Below are 18,731 nucleotides of genomic sequence, written 5' to 3'. Positions count from 1 at the left end.
CTTCAGAGCTGGTCGGCGAATTCCCGGCGCGCCGCGGCCAGCAGATACTCACGCATGAAGTTCTGCAAACCTCGGTGTAGCACCGCATGATCGCCGGCGGGCGGCACCGTCAGCTTCGGCGCCCACCCATGACGCGCCAGGCGTTTGGCTCCGATCAGGCCGCGATGCTCTACGTACCATTCGAAATCCGACGGTGACAGCACCAACTCAGTCGGCACGCCACTCTTGCCGAGCGCCTTGAGCAGCACCTCGGGGGCCTGCGTATAACCCAGGCGACCGAGGAGTAGCCAACCCTGATACGGCAACCAATTTCGCAGTCCCTGCTTGACCATTCCCCATAGCCGCCGTTCCTCGGAGTCCGGCTCGCCGACAACAGCGTCGGTCACCTGGGCGATCCGCTCCGATCCGCCATCGGAACGCCGGAACGAATACAGCAGAATGTTCAGCAGTACCACCAATTTGGCACCGCACTGCAACGCTCCATACGCGCAATTCCAAGCCCCCGAACAGATTCCGGCCATCATCAGTCGGTCTTCCGGCACGGCCAGGGCCGCGACCGCATCGGTCACATCAGCCTTGGCCTCTGGTGAATGCATCCAGGGGAACTCGCCCGTTGCGACACCGGTGTCGCCGACTCCACGACGGTCATAGCGGACCACGCTCACACCCAGTGCAGCCAGTTGCCGCGCGGTGTCCGGCCAGATACGCCCTGAGCCGACCCGATGTTCACACGCAGTGTTGTGACATAACACCGTCGGCCCACCCTCAGTAGCGCCACTGATCGCGGTCCGGATGGCGAACAGCCGGTTGGGGCCGAGTCCGGTGATCGTCTCGATGATCTTGCGGCCGTCGGGCAGCTCGTCGGCCACGGCAACATCGGCGAACACCGGCTCGAAAGCGAACGTCTCCGACGTCAGATTCGCATCGAGCCATTTCTCGATCATCGCCAGGGTATCCATCGGGATCTTGACCACAATGCTGGGTGGTTCGACGAAATCAGGTTGCCCGACAATTTCCTGAACAGTGCAGTCGTCCGCTGCGGGCAGCGCGGCGAGCAGGCGGTCATCGGTGTGCTCGGGCCGGGTCAACACAAGCACCGAGATCGGTCCGACCGCCGCCGGCATCTTCAGCGCACCGAGGGCGGCCGCAGCCGCGGACGAAAGGGTGATGCCGAGAAGCGGCACCGCGCCCGGCTCAGGCGGTAACTCGGCGGACTCCTCGCCGCCGACGGTCATCCGGTAGAGAGCCTGTTGTTCGCGCAGATATCGGCGACCATTGGTGACGGGGTCCCACATGACCAGGCCATCGAGACCCGTTATCAAGGGCGCCGCTGTCGCGGCGAGCAACGCACCCACCCGCAGGCCGACCAGCGACACACTGCGCACTCCGCAAGCTTGCAGATAGCCCGCCGCTGTCCGAATGCCCTGCAGGTAGTCATCCACGGCACTGTCCCGGCATTGGTCGCCCATCGAGTCCCCCGTACCCGGGTAATCGAAGCGCAGCACCGCAAATCCCTTGGCGCACAATCGTTGCGCCAGCAACTTCAGCCCGGTGTAGGTATCCAGGTGTTGACGGCCCAGTGGCGGACAGATGACCACGCCCGCCCGCGCAACCTCACCGCCCGGGACATGCAAAACGCCGAAAAGCCGCGATTGCTCGGGCCCGAACCATGTCGGTACGCCTGATTCCCCGGTCATCTCTGCGTCCATCCCGTCACCCGAAGAAACCCGAGAATCGTCCACATTCTGCATCGTGCGTATCCACATCAGACATCGGCGTTTGCGAGTCGCTCACCCCACACCGTACGACCATTTCCGGGGTGCCACTGCTACTCGGCACAGACCGCTACGACCACGGCTGCCGCGTGACAGTCTGCATGGGTGATCGACACCGAGACCTGCAGCCACTGCTGAGCGGCGGCCAGCCGCGCAGCCGAACCGGTAAGCCTCAATGTGGGCAGATGGCCCGAAGTGACAACCTCGATTTCGAGAGAGGAGAACGCAGCGTCGGGCCGTGCGAACGCCTTCATCGCGGCTTCCTTGGCGGCGAACCTGGCAGCAAGCCTGGCCAGCCGATTCGGACCGGCGCAGGTGGCGAGCTCGTCAGCGGTGTAGACCTTGGCCAGAAACCGGTCTCCGAACGAGGACACCGAATTCTCGATCTCCTCGAGGGCCACCACGTCGCACCCGACGCGGATGCGGTGACCCGGAAGCTCGACTCCCGGTGGGTTCATGGCCGACGCGCGCTACTTGATCAGGTCGTTGACGGCCGCTTCGATGTTGTTGATCGATGCAAATGTGGACTTCTTCAGTGCCTCATCGGGGAACTCGATGTCGAATTCGTCTTCAAGTGCAAGCATGACGTTGACCGACGCATGCGAGGTGAGGCCGAGTTCATAGAGGTCGGCGTCGGCGTCGACGCCTGCCGGATCGACCGCCATCTTTCCGTGATCGGCCAACAGCTTCTGAATTATCTCCCGCATGCTGGCAAGCATAAGGTCCGGCCGAATGGAAAGCGCCGGCGATTTCCTAGGCGGAATACGGGCCGAAGGGAGCTGAGATGCGTCGCGGCTCGGCACTGATTTCGGATGCTGATGAGTTACAGCGGACCGGGCCTGGCCGTGGATAGGGTTGGCAGATGACCGAGGCTCAGGACGTGGACGCACAACTCGAGTCGGCCCGCCGACAGTTCCGCGATGAACTGATCGCGGCGGGCTTGTTGGTGCCGATGGGAATCGACGGACTGTACGGCCGTGGCGGGGTGTTCGAGAACATCGTCGACGGCGTCGAACGCGTGGTCGAGCGCAAAGGCGCCGAGGTCCACGGTGAGCGGGCGAAGGTGCTGCGGTTCCCACCGGTGTTCCCGCGTGAGCAATTCGAGAAGACCGACTACATAGCGTCTTTCCCGGATCTGACCGGTGCGGTCTCGACATTCACCGGCGGAAACGCCGAGCACCGCGCGCTGTTGGCTGATCGCGATGCCGGTTTGCCGTGGGACGGGCATCTGAATTCCGCTGGGACCATGCTGGTTTCGGCGGCCTGCCATCCGAGCTATGCAACCCTGCCGTCGAGCCTGCCCGATGGCGGTGTGCTGATGGACATCTATGGGTACTGCTTCAGGCACGAGCCGGCCGCCGACCCGGCACGCATGCAGGCGTTCCGAATGCACGAGTACGTGTTGGTCGGAACACCCGATCAGGCACAGACACACCGTGACAGGTGGGTGGACCACGGCATGGCGGTACTGAGCGAGCTCGGCCTGGACGCCCGCCCCGCCGCAGCCAACGACCCGTTCTTCGGCCGGGTCGGCAAGTTGCTGGCCGCAAACCAGCGTGACGAGGATCTGAAGACCGAACTACTGGTGCGGCTCTACGGCGACCTGCACGAGGGCACCGCCGTGGTGTCGGCCAACTCCCACCGCGACCACTTCGGCGAGACGTTCGCCCTGCGCACCGCCGATGGCGGCGTTGCACACAGCGCCTGCGTGGGGTTCGGGATGGAGCGGATTGCCCTGGGGCTGCTGCGAACTCACGGCCTGGACCCGTCGTCGTGGCCAGCGGGCGTACGCACCGCGATGGGCTGGTAGCCCGCGTACGTCAATATGCGCCCTTGCGCTTCAGAACGGCGCCCACCGTACGCCAGATGATCAGCAGGTCCCCGACAACCGACCAGTTGCCCGCATACGACTCGTCGAGCCGGATGCGGTCTTTGTCTTCCAAATCGGACCTCCCGGACACCTGCCACAAACCGGTCATTCCAGGCTTGACGTGTGATCGGTGTTCGATGAAGTGCTCATGGGTCCCTGCTTCTCCCACGGCCAGCGGTCGGGGCCCGACTATGCTCATCGACCCTTCGAGAACATTGAACAACTGGGGCAACTCGTCGATGCTGGTGGCCCGGAGGAGTTTTCCCACACGGGTCACGCAGGAATCGGACGTGCGTTTGTGAAAAATGCTGCCGTGGCGGTGGCTCTCCGGTTGCGCCGTCTTATCGGTATCCACGTACATACTGCGCAATTTGATGATCTTGAACGGCCTGCCGTCCATGCCCACCCGTTGCTGCCGGTAGAAGACCGGGCCCCGGTCGTCGAGTTTGATCGCCAACCCCGCCAGCGCGATCACCGGAAGCGCCACCACCAATCCAATGGTGGCCAGCACAAGATCGAGTATGCGTTTCGTGATCATCGACGGCGCATCGTGCGTAGGCGCTTCGATGACAAACAGCGGCAAGTTCTCTATCGGTCGCAATTGCAGTCGATGCGCCGCCACTTCTGTCAATGCCGGAATGACGATGAGTTCAGTGTTGATCGCCTCCATCCGCCAAGCCAGATATTCGACCGTCTCGGGCCCCAGCTGCTCGGAATACACCACCGCGACGGTGTCTGCTCCGGCAGACTGCACGGCCGATTCGATGAGGCTGTCGTCGTTGTAACCGAGGATGGGAACGCTGCCGGTGGGCAGGCTCACGTTCTGCCCTATCCGGTCTCCGCAGTCGGGCACGCAGAGTCCGACGACCTGATAGCCGGCACTCGGCGAGCGTGCGAAGTACTCGCACAGTGTCCGCGACGAATCAAGATCGCCCAGTGCGACCACACGCGAGATGTAGGTGCCCTTCTTCCTGCGTCGGCGTATATCGGCCCGAAGTAGATAGCGGGTGAGGAACAGCCCGATCAACCCGAGTCCGAACGTCACGCCGAACTGAATGCGCGAGATCGGCATGTCCAGAAAGATCTCGAAGGCTGCGGCGATGGCAAATGTCCACCCGGTCGCCGCAGCAACGCGGCGGTACTCCTCGACCTGCTGACCAACCAGCGAAAGATCACGTGACCGCGCGTAACCGAGGGCGACGAGCCACCCGATGTAGATACCGACCGAGAAAGCCGTTGCCGTGGTGAAATCGGCGAAATGCCGATGCGCCAGTCGCGTTCCGATCCATTCGGCGAATATGACGACCACGACGAGAGTCAACGCATCGACAAGCAGAACCCGCCGATGATATGCCGATCTCCACCGGCGAGCCTGGGCCCGCGCCTGATCGGGCCCAACATGAGGACGTGTAAACGAGTCAGATTTCACGTCGTCAGACGCTTTTCCATCGGCGCTCCACCAGACGTTGGCTCGGAACGAAACTCGGCAAGTGCGATGTGGTCATCGTCCTCATCCGCCACATCACGTCTCGTGATTATGTCGCGTAGGCAATGCCTCGACAACGATTTCAGGGATCCTGACATTCTGCCGAACCGAGCCTCATGGTGAGCATTTTTCAAACACGCATCGGGGATTTCGGGGCGCCGCAGGCAAATTCGGCAGACCTACCGTATGCGTCGACGGTCCACGCCGAAATTCAGTGTCTTACGAAGACCCCTGGTATGCAGCCGTTCAAAGTCGATGCTCGAAAGCTCGCAACGCCAACCTTCGTCAGGGCACGCCGAGGAACGGGAACGGGTCGGCGGGCTTGAACTCGGCGCTGGCGTCCCCGGCGTAGATCGTGCGCTCGCCCTCGCCCAAGTTGAGCCGCAGCGTCGGCGCGCCGGGCGAGAAGTCGATGTTGCGCAGCTCCACCCAGAAGGTGTTCGGCGAGAGCGCCGACTCGAAGAAGTAGCGCAGCGCCTTGTGATCGACGACGCTGCGCCACCGGGTGGTCGAGATGTTGGGTTCGTCCGATGTCGAGATGCCGTACGGGGTGGATGCATTGCGCACCACGCTGAGGACCGCGGCGGCGGCCAGCAGCGGGTCGTCGGTCTTGGGCACCGCGTCGATGTAGAACGATGCCCGCACGAACCGGTCGGCGGCGCGGTTGGTGCCCGGCAGCATCACCGTGCCGCCGATCTCCTTCCAGTACTCGTTGATCGCGAGCTGCTTGTCGAAGGTCGGCGAATTGGTCATCACCCGGTACTGCCTGCCGTGGTGGATGACCTGCTGACCGCCGATGTACTCGACGATCGCGCTGTCCCCGCCGGCGTCGGACATCGCCAGGTGCAGCGTCGCCATCCGCTCCTCACCCGGCACCTCCGCGGTGGCGACCCGCAGCGGGGTCGCGGTCAGCGCCTGCACCGCCTCGGCCACCGTCGCGAAGTTGTCGAGCACGTACTGGCCCCACAGCGCGAGCGAGACTGCGGGCCCGTCGGCCGTCTCGGCCGGATACTGCGACTCGGCCAGCCACAACAGGTTGACGACGAGGCCCGCCTCGTTCACCCCGTCGGTGGTGCTGATGTCGTAGCCACTGGCCACGACGCTGCCGTACCTCGAGGTCCACTCGGCGGAGTTCGCGCCGCCCTGGCCGGTCCGGCGGACGCCGCGCGGCAGCGCCCACAGATTCGTGCCGATCTCCGATTTCCAGTCCATCGAGCGACCGGTGACGTTGCGGTCGTCTGTCCCGAGGTAAACCACGCGCGTGCACACGATGAGTGAGCCTATGCGGGGCTCAGTTCGAGCACGCCTCGGTCAGCTCCGCGAGCTTGCGCTGAATCTGGCTGTCGATCGCCGACATCTCGTAGTAGATCTGCGGGGCAGGGGCGCCCGGCGCGCGGGACTCCACCGCCGAGCGCGCTTCGGGCATCTTCTGAACGAACGTCCCGGCGAGATCGGCGAGGTCCATCGCGGTGAACCGAAGCTCCGGCGCGTCGACGTTGCGGGCGCGTTCGGCCAGCCCGTCGGCCCACTGCTGATAGGCGATCTGCTCGGCCGCGGTCGGCGGTCCCTGCGCATCCTCGCTCTTCGAGCTGATCAACTCGTTCTGCGACTTGTTGAACTCGAGCAGGTCGAGCACCGGGCGGCATTCCTGCGGCGGTTGTTGCAGCTGGGAGTAGACCAGCGCCACAATCGCGACCACGACGACACCGATCGCCATCCACCATCGCCGATCAAGCTTTATCACCGCTCGCACTCTAGCCAGCGCTGGGACGCCGAGCGCTCACCCACGTACGAGTCAAGGGCAAGAAACCGTACCCAAGCTGCGCGCTCGCGGCCTGGAGGCGTCCATTTTGTGACGCGTTGAGGCCGGAGTACAGTGGCCTGCGTGCAGCGGGTGCTCCTTCTCGGCAGCCGCGACGGGGTCTGATCCAGACCGGCTTCCCGTCGCGGGTGTTCGCGATGCGCCGGTCGAGTCCCCTTTGAAACTCCCGGAGCGACCACCGTGACCACATTCTCGAAACCCTCACCCGATTCACCCGACGCGTATTCGTCGGTTCGCCAGATCACCAAGCCGTCCGGTTCGCCTCACCCCGGCCAGCGGGCGTGGAACACCCAACGCGGGTCGGCGATGCCGGTCAGCCGCTACCGCAGCTTCGCCGAGGAGGTGCCGGGTGGGAGCCCGGCGTTGGGCCCAGTGCCTGTTCCTTTTGACCGGACCTGGCCGGACAAGGTGATCGACACCGCGCCGATGTGGTGTGCGGTCGACCTGCGCGACGGCAACCAGGCGTTGATCGACCCGATGAGCCCGGCCCGCAAACGCCGCATGTTCGACCTGCTGGTGCGCATGGGCTACAAGGAGATCGAGGTCGGCTTCCCGTCGGCCAGCCAGACCGACTTCGACTTCGTCCGCGAGATCATCTCCGAGGGCGTGATCCCCGACGACGTCACGATCCAGGTGCTGACGCAGTGCCGGCCGGAACTGATCGAGCGGACTTTCGAGGCGTGCCAGGGCGCGCCCCGCGCGATCGTGCACTTTTACAACTCGACGTCGATCCTGCAGCGCCGCGTAGTATTTCGCGCCGACCGCGACGCGGTCAAGAAGATCGCCACCGACGCCGCTCGGCTGTGCGTCGAGCAAGCCGAGCAGTACCCGGACACCAAGTGGCGGTTCGAGTACTCCCCCGAGTCCTACACCGGCACCGAGTTGGAGTACGCCGTCGACGTCTGCAACGCCGTCGCCGAAATCGTCGCGCCCACACCAGATGTGCCGCTGATCGTCAATTTGCCCGCCACCGTCGAGATGGCCACCCCCAACGTGTACGCCGACTCGATCGAGTGGATGCACCGCCACCTGACTCCCCGCGACAGCATCGTCTTGAGCCTGCACCCGCACAACGACCGCGGAACCGCTGTCGCCGCAGCCGAATTGGGATATCAAGCGGGTGCGGACCGGATCGAAGGCTGCCTGTTCGGCAACGGTGAGCGCACCGGCAACGTCTGCCTGGTGACGCTGGGCCTGAACCTGTTCAGCCGCGGCGTCGACCCGCAGATCGACTTCTCCAACATCGACGAGATCCGTCGCACCGTCGAGTACTGCAACCAGTTGCCGGTGCACGAACGTCATCCGTACGGCGGCGATCTGGTCTACACCGCGTTCTCCGGCAGCCACCAGGATGCGATCAACAAAGGCCTGGACGCGATGAAATTCGACGCTGATGCTGCCGACAAGGATGTCGATGACCTCCTGTGGCAGGTTCCGTATCTGCCGATCGACCCGAAGGACGTGGGCCGCACCTACGAGGCCGTGATCCGGGTCAACTCGCAGTCCGGCAAGGGCGGCGTGGCCTACATCATGAAGGCCGACCACGGCCTGGCGCTGCCGCGGCGGCTGCAGATCGAGTTCAGCCAGGCGATCCAGCAGATCACCGACGGTGAGGGTGGCGAAGTCTCGCCGAAGGAGATGTGGGACGTGTTCGCCGAGGAGTACCTGGCCCCGGTCCGGCCGCTCGAGCGGATCCGTCAGAAGGTGACCGCGTCCGAGGTCGACGGCGGCACCGACACCATCGAGGCGGTGGTGAAGGTCGACGGGGTCGAGTGCGAAATCGTCGGTGCGGGCAACGGTCCGCTGGCGGCGTTCTGCGATGCATTAGGCGCGTTGGGCTACCAGATCTCGGTGCTGGACTACTCCGAGCACGCGCTGTCGGCCGGCGAGGAGGCCCAGGCCGCGGCTTACGTCGAGGCGTCGATCGACGGGAAGACCGTGTGGGGCGTCGGTATCGCGCCGTCGATCACCACGGCATCCCTGCGCGCCGTGGTGTCGGCGGTCAACCGCGCCGCCCGCTGACCGCCCGCTGAGTCAGAAGAGTGCGAACTGGTCGCCGGCCAGCGAGGTGTCGGTGAACTCCTCTATGCCGGTGCCGCCGACGACAGCGTCGAGACAGCGCATGAAGTCGGCGTCGTTGACCAGCGGGACACCGAGTTCGGTGCCGTGGTAGCCCTTGCCCTGCGCCGGGCGGGGGTCGTTGCAGACCACTAGAGAGGTTTCGGAGTCGACGGCGTCGGTGTATGCAAGTCCGGCGTGCAGGATCCGCTCGATGAGTTCCTCGTGGGTGCGCTTGACCTCCGCCGACAGCGCGACGCGCATGCCCTGCACCAGCGGCCGCCCCGCGACGAAGCGGCCCGGGTTCAGATAGGTGCACGGCAGCCGCGACGCCACCGCCTTGAGTGGGCGCAGCTCGTCGTGCGTGACGAAGCCGTTCGGCCAGCGTCGTCGCGTGACCGGATGCACCGGCAGCCACACCTTGCGTTCACGCGCCCGCACCAGCGCCGGTTTGAGGATCTGAGCGAGGACCAGCGCGTCGTCGAGCGCGTCGTGGGGCCGCATCTGACTGATGCCCCAGTGCGCGGCCAGCGTCTCGAGCCGCAGGTTCTCGACATCGAGGTCGAGCCGGCGGGCCAGCTCGACCGTGCACATCACGGAGTCGGTGGGCAGCTCCCGGTTGACCAGCTCCGCCTCGGCGACCAAAAACGAGTAGTCGAAACCGACGTTGTGCGCGACGAGGGTGCGCCCGGCGAGCAGCTCGACGAGGTGGTCGATGACGTCGGCGAATGTCGGCTGGCCCTCCAGCATCGCGGCCGTCAGCCCGTGCACATGGGTCGGCCCGGGGTCGACGCCCGGGTTGAGCAGGCTGTAGAGGCTGTGTTCGACGTTGCCGTCGTCGCCGAGAGCGAGCGCGGCGACGCTGACGATGCGTGCCTGCCCCGGCCGAAAGCCCGAGGTCTCCACGTCGACGACCGCCCAGCCGGCACCGTCCTCGCTCGCCGGCCTGCCCCAGGTTCGGGTCACTTCGTCAGGATGGCACGGTGCACTGACAAAGCCGGGACCTCGCCGAATCGCTAGCCAGCGTGTCGGCTCCTTAGAATCCCGGGATGATCACCACTCGCGGACGGGTCGCACTCGCGACGGGCTCAGCCGCGCGCTGGGCGTCGCGGGTCACCGGCCGAGGTGCGGGCGCGATGATCGGCGGGCTGGTTGCGCTGGCCCTCGACAAATCGTTGCTGTGCCAGTTGGGCCAGGGCCGCCGCACCGTGGTGGTGACCGGAACCAACGGCAAGTCGACGACCACACGGATGGTCGCTGCGGCGCTGGGCACGATCGGCGCGGTGGCCACCAACGACACGGGCGCCAACATGGACGCCGGACTGGTCGCGGCGCTCGCCGGTGCGCGTGACGCGGGCCTGGCCGCGCTCGAGGTCGACGAGATGCATGTGCCCCACGTAGCCGACGCCACCGACCCGGAAGTCGTCGTGCTGCTGAACCTGTCGCGTGACCAACTGGACCGCGTCGGCGAGATCAACCACATCGAGCGCACGCTGCGCGGCGGGCTGGCCCGTCATCCGTCGGCGGTGGTCGTGGCCAACTGCGACGACGTGCTGATGACGTCGGCCGCCTACGACAGCCCGAATGTCGTGTGGGTGGCCGCGGGCGGCAGCTGGGCCAACGACTCGGTCAGCTGTCCGCGATCGGGTGAGATCATCGTGCGCGACGGTTCGCATTGGTATTCCACCGGAACGGATTTCAAGCGTCCGAGTCCGCAATGGTGGTTCGATGAGACGAATATCCATGGGCCGGACGGGCTTTCATTGCCGATGACGCTGGCGTTGCCCGGCGCGGTGAACCGTGGCAACGCCACCCAGGCGGTCGCGGCCGCGGTGGCGATGGGCGTGGATGCGGCCGCAGCGGTTGCGGCGGTGTCCGCCGTCGACGAGGTCGCGGGCCGGTACCGCACCGTGCGACTCGGCGAGCACACCGTGCGCGTGCTGCTGGCCAAGAACCCCGCGGGCTGGCATGAGGCATTGTCGATGGTCGACAAACATGGTGCGGGCGTGGTGATCTCGGTCAACGGCCAGGTGCCCGACGGGGAGGATCTGTCGTGGCTGTGGGATGTGCGGTTCGAACACTTCGACGATACGCAAGTCGTGGCCGCTGGTGAACGCGGCACCGACCTCGCGGTGCGCCTGGGTTACGTCGGGGTCGGACACACGCTGGTGCACGACACGCTCGAGGCGATTGAGTCATGCCCGCCGGGACACGTCGAGGTGATCGCGAACTACACGGCGTTTCTGCAACTGAACAGGCGGCTGCCCGGTGGCTGAGTCGACGGTCCGCATCGGGCTGGTGCTGCCCGACGTGATGGGCACCTACGGTGACGGCGGCAACGCCGTCGTACTACGACAACGCCTGCGGCTGCGGGGCATCGACGCCGAGGTCGTGGAGATCACCTTGAACGACCCGGTGCCCGCCGAGCTCGATCTGTACACCCTCGGCGGTGCCGAGGACTACGCACAGCGGCTGGCCACCAGGCACCTGCTGCGGTATCCGGGCCTGCAGCAGGCCGCCGGCCGCGGTGCACCGGTGCTGGCGATCTGTGCGGCCATCCAGGTGCTCGGGCACTGGTATGAGACGTCGTCGGGCGAACGCGTCGATGGCGTCGGTCTGCTCGACGTCACCACCTCGCCGCAGGACGAGCGCACGATCGGCGAGGTGGTGTCGCAGCCGTTGGTGGCCGGCTTGTCGCAGCGGCTCACGGGTTTCGAGAACCACCGCGGCGGAACGGTTCTCGGTGGTGATGCGCAGCCGTTGGCCCGCGTCGAAAAAGGTGCGGGCAACCGGGCGGGTGACGGCTATGACGGCGCGGTGCAGGGCAGCGTCGTCGCGACCTATCTGCACGGCCCGTGTCTGGCCCGCAATCCGGAGCTGGCCGACCATCTGCTGAGCCGGGTCGTGGGCGAGCTGGCGCCGCTCGAGCTGCCCGAGGTCGACCGACTTCGCCGCGAACGCCTGGCCGCACCGCGGCGGGCGTCTTAGTTGTTGCATCTTTGAATTGCGTTGCGCGCCCTGTGTAGCGCGGCCGAGCTGTCACTTGTGCAACTTGCCCTCCGCGAGTCACAACTATCGACGTTTTGCCGACGCGTTCTCGCACTTTGCCCGCAGAAAGTTGATCAGTGTGACTGCGTTCCAGCTAGGCGGCCAAACTGCGCTTGAACCTTTGCATGTCGTCGAGGTCGAGGTTGCAGCCCCGACCGATCAGCGCGGCCTCGACCCGTGCAATGACGTCCTCGGGCTTGTCCTCCGCAATCACCCGAATGACGATCCACCCGAGCGCTTCCAGCATTCGCAGCCTCGCGATGTCCTTGACGTACTGGCGCCGGTTCTTGCGGTGGTGGTCCCCGTCGTACTCGACGGCGACCTGGTACTCCCGCCAACCCATGTCCAGCCACGCTTGCGGTTGATGGCCGACGATTACCGGGATCTGTGTCTCCGGCCTCGGCAGGCCGGCGTCGTGTAACCACAGTCGGATTCGGGACTCCGGTATCGAGGCGGCTCCGCCGTCGACGAGTGGAAGCAACTCGTACAACCGGTTCAATCCGGGAGCGTGTCGATGTCTTTGACCTAGTTGCGCAACCGCGTCGATGTCGTAGCGCTGATTCCACATCAGCGCGTCAAGACGACCCAACGCCTCGGTCCGGTGAAGCCGGCGACCCATGTCGAAGGCCGTTCGGACTCGAGACGTCACCGGCAGTCCGCCGATCCTGGTGATCTCGTCTACGCCGACGTCATCCGCTCTCGGAATCAGACCCGGTTGTGGACGAATCCGCACGCCGACGAGTTCGATCGGCTGCGATGGATCCACCCACGGGGCGCCGTGTAGGGCGGATGCCGCGACTCCCGCGATGACGCCTTTGCGGCGTGACGCCAACCATGCCGCGATCGCCCGATCGCGCAATGAGAACTCAACATCTTTGGGCACGTACACACCGCGAAAGACGGGGCGGTACCACCGCTTCAGCTCATGACGGGTCACCCGTCCCGCCGCGACAGCCTCACTGCCGATGAAGATTTCAGTCATGACGGCATCGTGCACGGGACCACCGACAAGTCACACCGATCGACATTTGGCAGGGAAAGTGCGAGAACACGTCTGCCAAGCGTCGATAGCTGTGACTCCTGAGGCTAGGCGTGGCGGGCCCGACGGCGCCGGTCGGCTCGGGCTACAAGGGCGGTGGCTACAAGCCGAGATCGCGCAGGAACTGCGGCTTGTAGGCCTCGAGGATCACGTAGCTCGGGTCCGGCGCGGGTGTCTCGCGCGCATCGTCGGACACCTCCTGCCCGCTGACCGGGTCCACCCACTCCTGGCTCGACGGGTCCCACCGGCTCACCATGTACTGCGCCCTCACGTGATCGTCGGCCACCAACCCGCGGAGCGTGCGCTCGGCCTCCTGCGCGTCGGCCAACGTGTGCGTATACAGCTGGATGCGGTCGCCGTCGCGCGTCACCGTCACCCGCGACCCGAGCCGCCGGCGCGCGCCGTCGTCCAGATCCAGGGTTCGCAGCTTCTCCCAGAATGAGAGCCGGTGCTCATCGCTGCCCAGCTCGACCTCGACCTTGAACTCCTCGTCCGGCATGACGGCCAACCTATGCCATGGCCCGGCGGCCAGCCAGCGCCCTGCCCAACGTCAGCTCGTCGGCGAATTCCAGATCCCCGCCCATCGGCAGACCGGACGCGATCCGTGTCACGGTCAACCCCGGAATGTCGCGCAGCATGCGCACCAGGTAAGTCGCCGTGGCCTCGCCCTCGGTGTTGGGGTCGGTCGCGATGATCACCTCGGTGACATCCACGCCGTCCACCCGTTCCCCGATCCTGTTGAGCAACTCGCGGATTCGCAGCTGTTCCGGCCCGACCCCCGACAGCGGATCCAACGCACCGCCCAGCACGTGGTAGCGACCGCGGAACTCACGGGTGCGCTCGACGGCCTGCACATCCTTGGGCTCTTCGACGACGCACACCAGCGACGCGTCGCGCCGCGGGTCGCTGCAGATGCGGCAGCGATCGTCGTCGGAGACGTTCCCGCACACCGCGCAGAACTTCACCCCGTCGCGCACCTTGTTGAGCACGGCCGTCAGCCGGTCGATGTCTGGTGGCTCCACCGACAGCAGGTGGAAGGCGATCCGCTGCGCGCTCTTCGGCCCGATACCGGGCAACTTGCCGAGCTCGTCGATCAGATCCTGGACAGGTCCCTCGAACAATTACATTCCCGGCAGACCGAGATTGCCCATCCCGCTCGCCAGCGGCCCGAGCCGGTCGTGGGCGAGGATGGTGACCTGCTTGGAGGCGTCGGCGATCGCGCCGACGATGAGGTCCTGCAGCGTCTCGACGTCATCGGGGTCGACGACCTTCGGATCGATCGACACGGCCACCACCTCGCCGCTGCCCTTCATCGTGACCTGCACCAGACCGCCGCCGGCCTGCCCGTGCACCTCGGAGTTGGCCAGCGCCTCCTGCGCCTCCATCAATTGCTGCTGCACCTGCTGCGCCTGCGCGAGCAGTGCCGACATATCCGGTTGGCCTCCGGGTTGCATGACTGGTCCCCTTGCGTGTTGATTGCGGACGGGTTTCGACTTGGTCTCGCCTGCCCGCTCGCGGCGGTTTGGCCTTTCAGCGTAGTCGTGGTTGCGGTTACGGTGACGGCCGTGCCTGCCCGCCTGCGTGTCGGCGCCACTCGAGCAATGCGCGGTTGCGCCGCAGTGGCCACCGGATTCCTCGTTGTCGCGTCGACGCTCGTCAGCCCAGCCGGCGAAGTCGCCGCCGCGCCCGCCAGCATCGCGGGCAAGATCGTCTTCCTCGACCCGGGCCACAACGGCGCCAACGACGCGTCGATCAGCCGGCAGGTGTCCACCGGCCGCGGCGGCACCAAGGACTGCCAGGCCAGCGGCACCTCCACCGACGACGGTTACGCCGAGCACACCTTCGCCTGGGACACCACGCTGCGGATCCGTCAGGCGCTGCACGCGCTGGGCGTGCGCACCGCGATGTCGCGGGGCAACGACACCGCTCTGGGTCCCTGCGTCGACGAACGCGCCGCGATGGCCAATTCGCTGAAGCCGAACGCGATCGTGAGTATCCACGCCGACGGCGGCCCGCCGACCGGGCGCGGATTTCACGTCCTGTACTCGTCCCCGCCGCTCAACGACGCGCAGGCGGGGCCGTCTCCCCGGTTCGCGGCGATCATGCGTGACCAGTTGCAGGCGTCGGGCTTCGTGCCGTCGACCTACATCGGCTCCGACGGCCTCAACCCGCGCTCTGACATCGCCGGGCTGAACCTCGCCCAGTACCCGTCGATACTCGTCGAGTTGGGCAACATGAAGAACCCGGTCGACTCGGCACTGATGAAGACGGCGCAAGGCCGGCAGAAGTACGCCGACGCGGTGGTGCGCGGCATCGCGGGGTTCCTGGGTTCTACGGCGGCTGCTTAGCCCTCTAAGGGGTTGATTGCCCTCACCAGCTGCATGGGATCAACCCGATAACGAGGGTTATCCCTCGACCTCTTTCTTGAGGTTCGCCAGCACCTCGGCCTGGATCTTGCGCAGTCCGAGCGGCGCGAAAGTCTTCTCGAAGAAGCCTCCGATGCCGCCCGCGCCCTGCCAGGACGTCTTGACCGTCACCGACGAGCCGGGCCCTGCAGGCGCGACTGTCCAGTTGGTGATCATCGACGAATTGGCGTCCTTCTCGATCACCGTGTGGCCCGCCACGTCGACGTTGGCCTTCACGTCGCGCACCCGCGACTTGGTCGCCTGTAACTTCCAACTCGCGACGGTCCCGGCGCCCTGGCCGCCCTCGAGGACCTTGTACTCGCTGTAGTGCGGCGACAGAATTCTCGGACGCACGGTCGCGTAATCCGCGACGGCCGACAGCACCGCCTCCGGCGCCGCGTCGATCAAGACTGTGCTGGACGCGCTGACCTGTGCCATCTCCTACGAGCTCCTTGGTTGAAGGGTTGGTTGGGTCGCATCAGGTGCCACCGCGGACTAGCGTATATGCGTGTCTGTTGCCCGAACCGACGCACGTGCTTCACATGCCGCGGGCGTGCAGCGGCTACTGTCCAGCTACCGTGCGATCCCGCCCGATGCGACCGTGCGCCTCGCCAAGCCCACGTCGAACCTGTTCCGAGCGCGTGCCAAGACCACCGTCAAGGGGTTGGACGTCTCGGGTCTGACCGGGGTCATCGCCGTCGACCCAGATGCCCGCACCGCCGACGTGGCGGGCATGTGCACCTACGAAGCCCTGGTCGCCGCGACGCTGCCATACGGCTTGTCCCCGTTGGTGGTACCGCAACTGAAGACCATCACGCTGGGCGGCGCGGTCACCGGGCTCGGCATCGAGTCGGCGTCCTTCCGCAACGGCCTACCGCACGAGTCGGTGCTGGAGATGGACATCCTGACCGGCACCGGCGAGGTGCTCACCGCGTCGCCGGACCAACACGTGGACTTGTATAGGGCTTTCCCGAATTCGTATGGCACGCTGGGCTATTCGGTCCGATTGAAGATTGAGCTGGAGACCGTCCAGCCGTTCGTCGCCGTGCGCCACCTGCGGTTCAACACCATCGAGGATCTCGTCGCCGCCATGGACCGCATCGTCGAGACCGGCGGTTACGACGGCGCCCAAGTCGACTATCTCGACGGCGTGGTGTTCTCGGCCGACGAGGCGTACCTGACGCTGGGCTTCCAGACCGCGACGCCGGGGCCCGTCAGCGATTACACCGGCCAGCAGATCTACTACCGCTCGATCCAGCACTCGGGCGACAACGGCGCGGAAAAGTACGACCGGCTGACAATTCACGACTACCTCTGGCGGTGGGACACCGATTGGTTCTGGTGCTCGCGGGCGTTCGGCGCGCAGAACCCGCGGATCCGCCGGTGGTGGCCACGGCGCTACCGGCGCAGCAGCTTTTACTGGAAGCTCATCGCCTACGATCAGCGGTTCGACATCGCCGATCGCATCGAGAAGCGCAACGGGCGACCACCGCGCGAACGCGTCGTACAGGACGTCGAGGTGCCGATCGAGCGGGTCGCCGAGTTCCTGCACTGGTTCCTCGACAATGTTCCGATCGAGCCGATCTGGTTGTGCCCGTTGCGTCTTCGCGATGATCCGCGAACAGGTGGCGGCTGGCCGCTTTATCCACTACGGCCGCAACACACCTACGTCAACGTGGGCTTCTGGTCATCGGTACCGGTCGGCCCTGACGAGGGCCACACCAACAAACTGATCGAACGCAAGATCAGCGAACTCGACGGACACAAATCGCTGTACTCGGATTCGTACTACGGCCGCGAGGAATTCGACGATCTCTACGGCGGGGAAACCTACAAGATCGTCAAAAAGGCCTACGATCCAGATTCCCGGCTCCTCGATCTGTATGCGAAGGCGGTGCAAAGACGATGACGACCTTCAAGGACAACGCCGCACATTCTCACGCGCCGGCCAGGAAGCTCACGCTGGCGGAGATCCTGGAGATCCTCGCCGCGGGGAACCTGCCGCTGAGATTCACCGCCTACGACGGGAGTTCGGCCGGACCCGAGGATTCGCCGCTCGGCCTCGAACTGCTGACTCCCCGCGGCACCACATACCTGGCGACCGCGCCGGGCGACCTCGGATTGGCGCGGGCCTACGTGTCGGGCGACCTGGAACCGCACGGGGTGCACCCCGGCGATCCCTACGAGCTGCTCAAGGCGCTCGCCGACAAGATGGATTTCAGACGACCGCCTGCGCGGGTGCTCGCCAACATCGTGCGTTCCATCGGCATCGAACACCTCAAGCCGATCGCTCCGCCGCCACAGGAGGCGCTGCCGCGCTGGCGTCGAATCGCAGAAGGCCTGCGGCACAGCAAAACCCGTGATGCCGAGGCGATCCACCACCACTACGACGTGTCCAACACGTTCTACGAGTGGGTGCTCGGCCCGTCGATGACCTACACGTGCGCGTGCTATCCGCACCACGGGGCCACCCTGGAGGAAGCGCAGGAGAACAAGTACCGGCTGGTCTTCGAGAAGCTGCGGCTCAAGCCGGGCGATCGCCTGCTCGACGTGGGCTGCGGTTGGGGCGGCATGGTGCGTTACGCCGCGCGCCACGGGGTCAAGGCGATCGGCGTGACGCTGTCGAAAGAGCAGGCAGCCTGGGCGCAGAACGCGATCGCCGCGGACGGCCTCGGCGATCTGGCCGAGGTTCGCCACGGTGACTACCGCGACGTGCGCGAGGACGGCTTCGACGCGGTCTCGTCGATCGGGCTGACCGAGCACATCGGGGTGCACAACTATCCCGCCTACTTCGCTTTCCTGCAGTCGAGGATGCGCGCCGGCGCGTTGCTGCTCAACCACTGCATCACGCGTCCGGACAACCGGACCGGAGCGACGGCGGGTGGATTCATCGACCGATACGTCTTTCCCGACGGTGAGCTGACCGGCTCGGGGCGAATCATCAGCGAGGCGCAGGACGTCGGCCTGGAGGTCGTGCACGAGGAGAACCTGCGCAACCACTACGCGCTGACGTTGCGCGACTGGTGTCGCAACCTGGTGGAGCACTGGGACGAGGCCGTCGCCGAGGTCGGCCTGGCGACCGCCAAGGTGTGGGGCCTGTACATGGCCGGGTCGCGCCTCGGGTTCGAGACGAATGTGGTTCAGCTACACCAGGTGCTGGCGGTCAAGCTGGACAGCGACGGACGTGATTGCGGGCTGCCGCTGCGGCCGTGGTGGACGCCCTAGGAG

19 protein-coding genes are annotated in these 18,731 nt (G+C 65.8%); 7 read left to right on the top strand and 12 right to left on the bottom strand.

The window, feature by feature from the left end; all coding sequences use genetic code 11:
- Nucleotides 1–2 precede the first annotated feature (2 nt).
- The 3 genes from G6N18_RS17670 to G6N18_RS17660 form a co-directional block, all read right to left on the bottom strand.
- A complete protein-coding gene (locus tag G6N18_RS17670) occupies nucleotides 3–1,697 on the bottom strand; it encodes a serine aminopeptidase domain-containing protein (RefSeq protein ID WP_083000492.1) in 1,695 nt (564 codons plus the stop codon).
- 131 nt (nucleotides 1,698–1,828) lie between these two features.
- The gene (locus G6N18_RS17665) at nucleotides 1,829–2,233 is read right to left on the bottom strand and encodes a phosphopantetheine--protein transferase domain-containing protein (protein ID WP_083000376.1); all 405 of its coding nucleotides are present in this window, start codon (nucleotides 2,231–2,233) and stop codon (nucleotides 1,829–1,831) included.
- A gap of 12 nt (nucleotides 2,234–2,245) precedes the next feature.
- The gene (locus G6N18_RS17660) at nucleotides 2,246–2,482 is read right to left on the bottom strand and encodes an acyl carrier protein (protein WP_067219648.1); all 237 of its coding nucleotides are present in this window, start codon (nucleotides 2,480–2,482) and stop codon (nucleotides 2,246–2,248) included.
- A 155-nt stretch (nucleotides 2,483–2,637) separates the two neighbouring features.
- On the opposite strand from G6N18_RS17660, the gene G6N18_RS17655 reads away from it, so the two are divergent.
- Entirely contained in the window at nucleotides 2,638–3,585 is a 948-nt protein-coding gene (locus tag G6N18_RS17655) for an amino acid--[acyl-carrier-protein] ligase (protein ID WP_083000378.1), read from the top strand.
- Between the two features lie 10 nt (nucleotides 3,586–3,595).
- Here the strand turns inward: G6N18_RS17655 and G6N18_RS17650 are convergent, their stop codons facing one another.
- From G6N18_RS17650 to G6N18_RS17640, 3 genes are all read right to left on the bottom strand, one after another.
- Nucleotides 3,596–5,074, bottom strand: a complete 1,479-nt coding sequence (locus G6N18_RS17650; protein WP_083000379.1) for a sugar transferase — start codon at nucleotides 5,072–5,074, stop codon at nucleotides 3,596–3,598.
- A gap of 342 nt (nucleotides 5,075–5,416) precedes the next feature.
- Nucleotides 5,417–6,400, bottom strand: a complete 984-nt coding sequence (locus G6N18_RS17645) for a bile salt hydrolase (RefSeq protein WP_083000381.1) — start codon at nucleotides 6,398–6,400, stop codon at nucleotides 5,417–5,419.
- Between the two features lie 22 nt (nucleotides 6,401–6,422).
- Nucleotides 6,423–6,875: a hypothetical protein gene (locus G6N18_RS17640; RefSeq protein WP_308215043.1), complete on the bottom strand. Its 453-nt coding sequence runs from the start codon at nucleotides 6,873–6,875 to the stop codon at nucleotides 6,423–6,425.
- Between the two features lie 258 nt (nucleotides 6,876–7,133).
- On the opposite strand from G6N18_RS17640, the gene leuA reads away from it, so the two are divergent.
- Nucleotides 7,134–8,975 carry a 2-isopropylmalate synthase gene (gene leuA, locus G6N18_RS17635; RefSeq protein WP_083000384.1) on the top strand — a complete coding sequence of 614 codons (1,842 nt, stop codon included), beginning with the start codon at nucleotides 7,134–7,136 and terminating at the stop codon, nucleotides 8,973–8,975.
- A gap of 12 nt (nucleotides 8,976–8,987) precedes the next feature.
- Here leuA and G6N18_RS17630 read toward each other — a convergent pair whose 3' ends face one another.
- Nucleotides 8,988–9,977, bottom strand: coding sequence for a DEDDh family exonuclease (locus tag G6N18_RS17630; RefSeq protein WP_083000386.1), 990 nt, complete (start codon nucleotides 9,975–9,977; stop codon nucleotides 8,988–8,990).
- A gap of 83 nt (nucleotides 9,978–10,060) precedes the next feature.
- Between G6N18_RS17630 and G6N18_RS17625 the strand changes: the two genes are divergently transcribed.
- Both G6N18_RS17625 and G6N18_RS17620 read left to right on the top strand, forming a co-directional pair.
- Nucleotides 10,061–11,287, top strand: coding sequence for a Mur ligase family protein (locus G6N18_RS17625; protein ID WP_083000388.1), 1,227 nt, complete (start codon nucleotides 10,061–10,063; stop codon nucleotides 11,285–11,287).
- Nucleotides 11,280–11,999: a type 1 glutamine amidotransferase gene (locus tag G6N18_RS17620; protein ID WP_083000390.1), complete on the top strand. Its 720-nt coding sequence runs from the start codon at nucleotides 11,280–11,282 to the stop codon at nucleotides 11,997–11,999. Before G6N18_RS17625 ends, G6N18_RS17620 begins: the two co-directional genes overlap by 8 nt.
- A gap of 154 nt (nucleotides 12,000–12,153) precedes the next feature.
- Here G6N18_RS17620 and G6N18_RS17615 read toward each other — a convergent pair whose 3' ends face one another.
- The 4 genes from G6N18_RS17615 to G6N18_RS17600 all read right to left on the bottom strand — a co-directional run bounded on the left by G6N18_RS17615 (nucleotide 12,154) and on the right by G6N18_RS17600 (nucleotide 14,552).
- Complete coding sequence (locus G6N18_RS17615; protein WP_067219645.1) at nucleotides 12,154–13,041, bottom strand: DUF559 domain-containing protein; 888 nt, start codon at nucleotides 13,039–13,041, stop codon at nucleotides 12,154–12,156.
- A 157-nt stretch (nucleotides 13,042–13,198) separates the two neighbouring features.
- Nucleotides 13,199–13,597 (bottom strand): hypothetical protein, encoded by a 399-nt coding sequence (locus tag G6N18_RS17610; RefSeq protein ID WP_083000494.1) that lies wholly within the window; start codon nucleotides 13,595–13,597, stop codon nucleotides 13,199–13,201.
- Between the two features lie 10 nt (nucleotides 13,598–13,607).
- Nucleotides 13,608–14,219 (bottom strand): recombination mediator RecR, encoded by a 612-nt coding sequence (gene recR, locus G6N18_RS17605; RefSeq protein ID WP_059101787.1) that lies wholly within the window; start codon nucleotides 14,217–14,219, stop codon nucleotides 13,608–13,610.
- A complete protein-coding gene (locus G6N18_RS17600) occupies nucleotides 14,220–14,552 on the bottom strand; it encodes a YbaB/EbfC family nucleoid-associated protein (protein ID WP_067219460.1) in 333 nt (110 codons plus the stop codon). It lies immediately after the preceding gene.
- Nucleotides 14,553–14,663: 111 nt separating this feature from the next.
- Here G6N18_RS17600 and G6N18_RS17595 point away from each other — a divergent pair, with 111 nt between their 5' ends.
- Nucleotides 14,664–15,446: an Rv3717 family N-acetylmuramoyl-L-alanine amidase gene (locus G6N18_RS17595; protein ID WP_067219641.1), complete on the top strand. Its 783-nt coding sequence runs from the start codon at nucleotides 14,664–14,666 to the stop codon at nucleotides 15,444–15,446.
- Between the two features lie 57 nt (nucleotides 15,447–15,503).
- Here G6N18_RS17595 and G6N18_RS17590 read toward each other — a convergent pair whose 3' ends face one another.
- Nucleotides 15,504–15,941 carry an SRPBCC family protein gene (locus tag G6N18_RS17590; RefSeq protein WP_067219458.1) on the bottom strand — a complete coding sequence of 146 codons (438 nt, stop codon included), beginning with the start codon at nucleotides 15,939–15,941 and terminating at the stop codon, nucleotides 15,504–15,506.
- Between the two features lie 70 nt (nucleotides 15,942–16,011).
- Here G6N18_RS17590 and G6N18_RS17585 point away from each other — a divergent pair, with 70 nt between their 5' ends.
- Both G6N18_RS17585 and G6N18_RS17580 read left to right on the top strand, forming a co-directional pair.
- Nucleotides 16,012–17,412 carry an FAD-binding oxidoreductase gene (locus tag G6N18_RS17585; RefSeq protein WP_083000392.1) on the top strand — a complete coding sequence of 467 codons (1,401 nt, stop codon included), beginning with the start codon at nucleotides 16,012–16,014 and terminating at the stop codon, nucleotides 17,410–17,412.
- The gene (locus G6N18_RS17580) at nucleotides 17,409–18,728 is read left to right on the top strand and encodes a class I SAM-dependent methyltransferase (RefSeq protein WP_067219451.1); all 1,320 of its coding nucleotides are present in this window, start codon (nucleotides 17,409–17,411) and stop codon (nucleotides 18,726–18,728) included. Before G6N18_RS17585 ends, G6N18_RS17580 begins: the two co-directional genes overlap by 4 nt.
- Nucleotides 18,729–18,731: the final 3 nt, after the last annotated feature.

Origin of the sequence: Mycolicibacterium celeriflavum (genome assembly GCF_010731795.1) — a bacterium.
Lineage (GTDB): Bacteria > Actinomycetota > Actinomycetes > Mycobacteriales > Mycobacteriaceae > Mycobacterium > Mycobacterium celeriflavum.
This window is presented reverse-complemented; position numbering and strand designations above follow the sequence as displayed.

Excerpts from the sequence above, each read along its gene's own strand:
- G6N18_RS17670 (WP_083000492.1), bottom strand. The coding sequence starts at position 1,697 with ATGACCGGGGAATCAGGCGTACCGACATGGTTCGGGCCCGAGCAATCG.
- G6N18_RS17625 (WP_083000388.1), top strand. The coding sequence starts at position 10,061 with ATGATCACCACTCGCGGACGGGTCGCACTCGCGACGGGCTCAGCCGCG.
- G6N18_RS17660 (WP_067219648.1), bottom strand. The coding sequence starts at position 2,482 with ATGCGGGAGATAATTCAGAAGCTGTTGGCCGATCACGGAAAGATGGCG.
- G6N18_RS17610 (WP_083000494.1), bottom strand. The coding sequence starts at position 13,597 with ATGCCGGACGAGGAGTTCAAGGTCGAGGTCGAGCTGGGCAGCGATGAG.
- G6N18_RS17590 (WP_067219458.1), bottom strand. The coding sequence starts at position 15,941 with ATGGCACAGGTCAGCGCGTCCAGCACAGTCTTGATCGACGCGGCGCCG.
- G6N18_RS17615 (WP_067219645.1), bottom strand. The coding sequence starts at position 13,041 with ATGACTGAAATCTTCATCGGCAGTGAGGCTGTCGCGGCGGGACGGGTG.
- G6N18_RS17655 (WP_083000378.1), top strand. The coding sequence starts at position 2,638 with ATGACCGAGGCTCAGGACGTGGACGCACAACTCGAGTCGGCCCGCCGA.
- G6N18_RS17600 (WP_067219460.1), bottom strand. The coding sequence starts at position 14,552 with ATGCAACCCGGAGGCCAACCGGATATGTCGGCACTGCTCGCGCAGGCG.
- G6N18_RS17580 (WP_067219451.1), top strand. The coding sequence starts at position 17,409 with ATGACGACCTTCAAGGACAACGCCGCACATTCTCACGCGCCGGCCAGG.
- G6N18_RS17665 (WP_083000376.1), bottom strand. The coding sequence starts at position 2,233 with ATGAACCCACCGGGAGTCGAGCTTCCGGGTCACCGCATCCGCGTCGGG.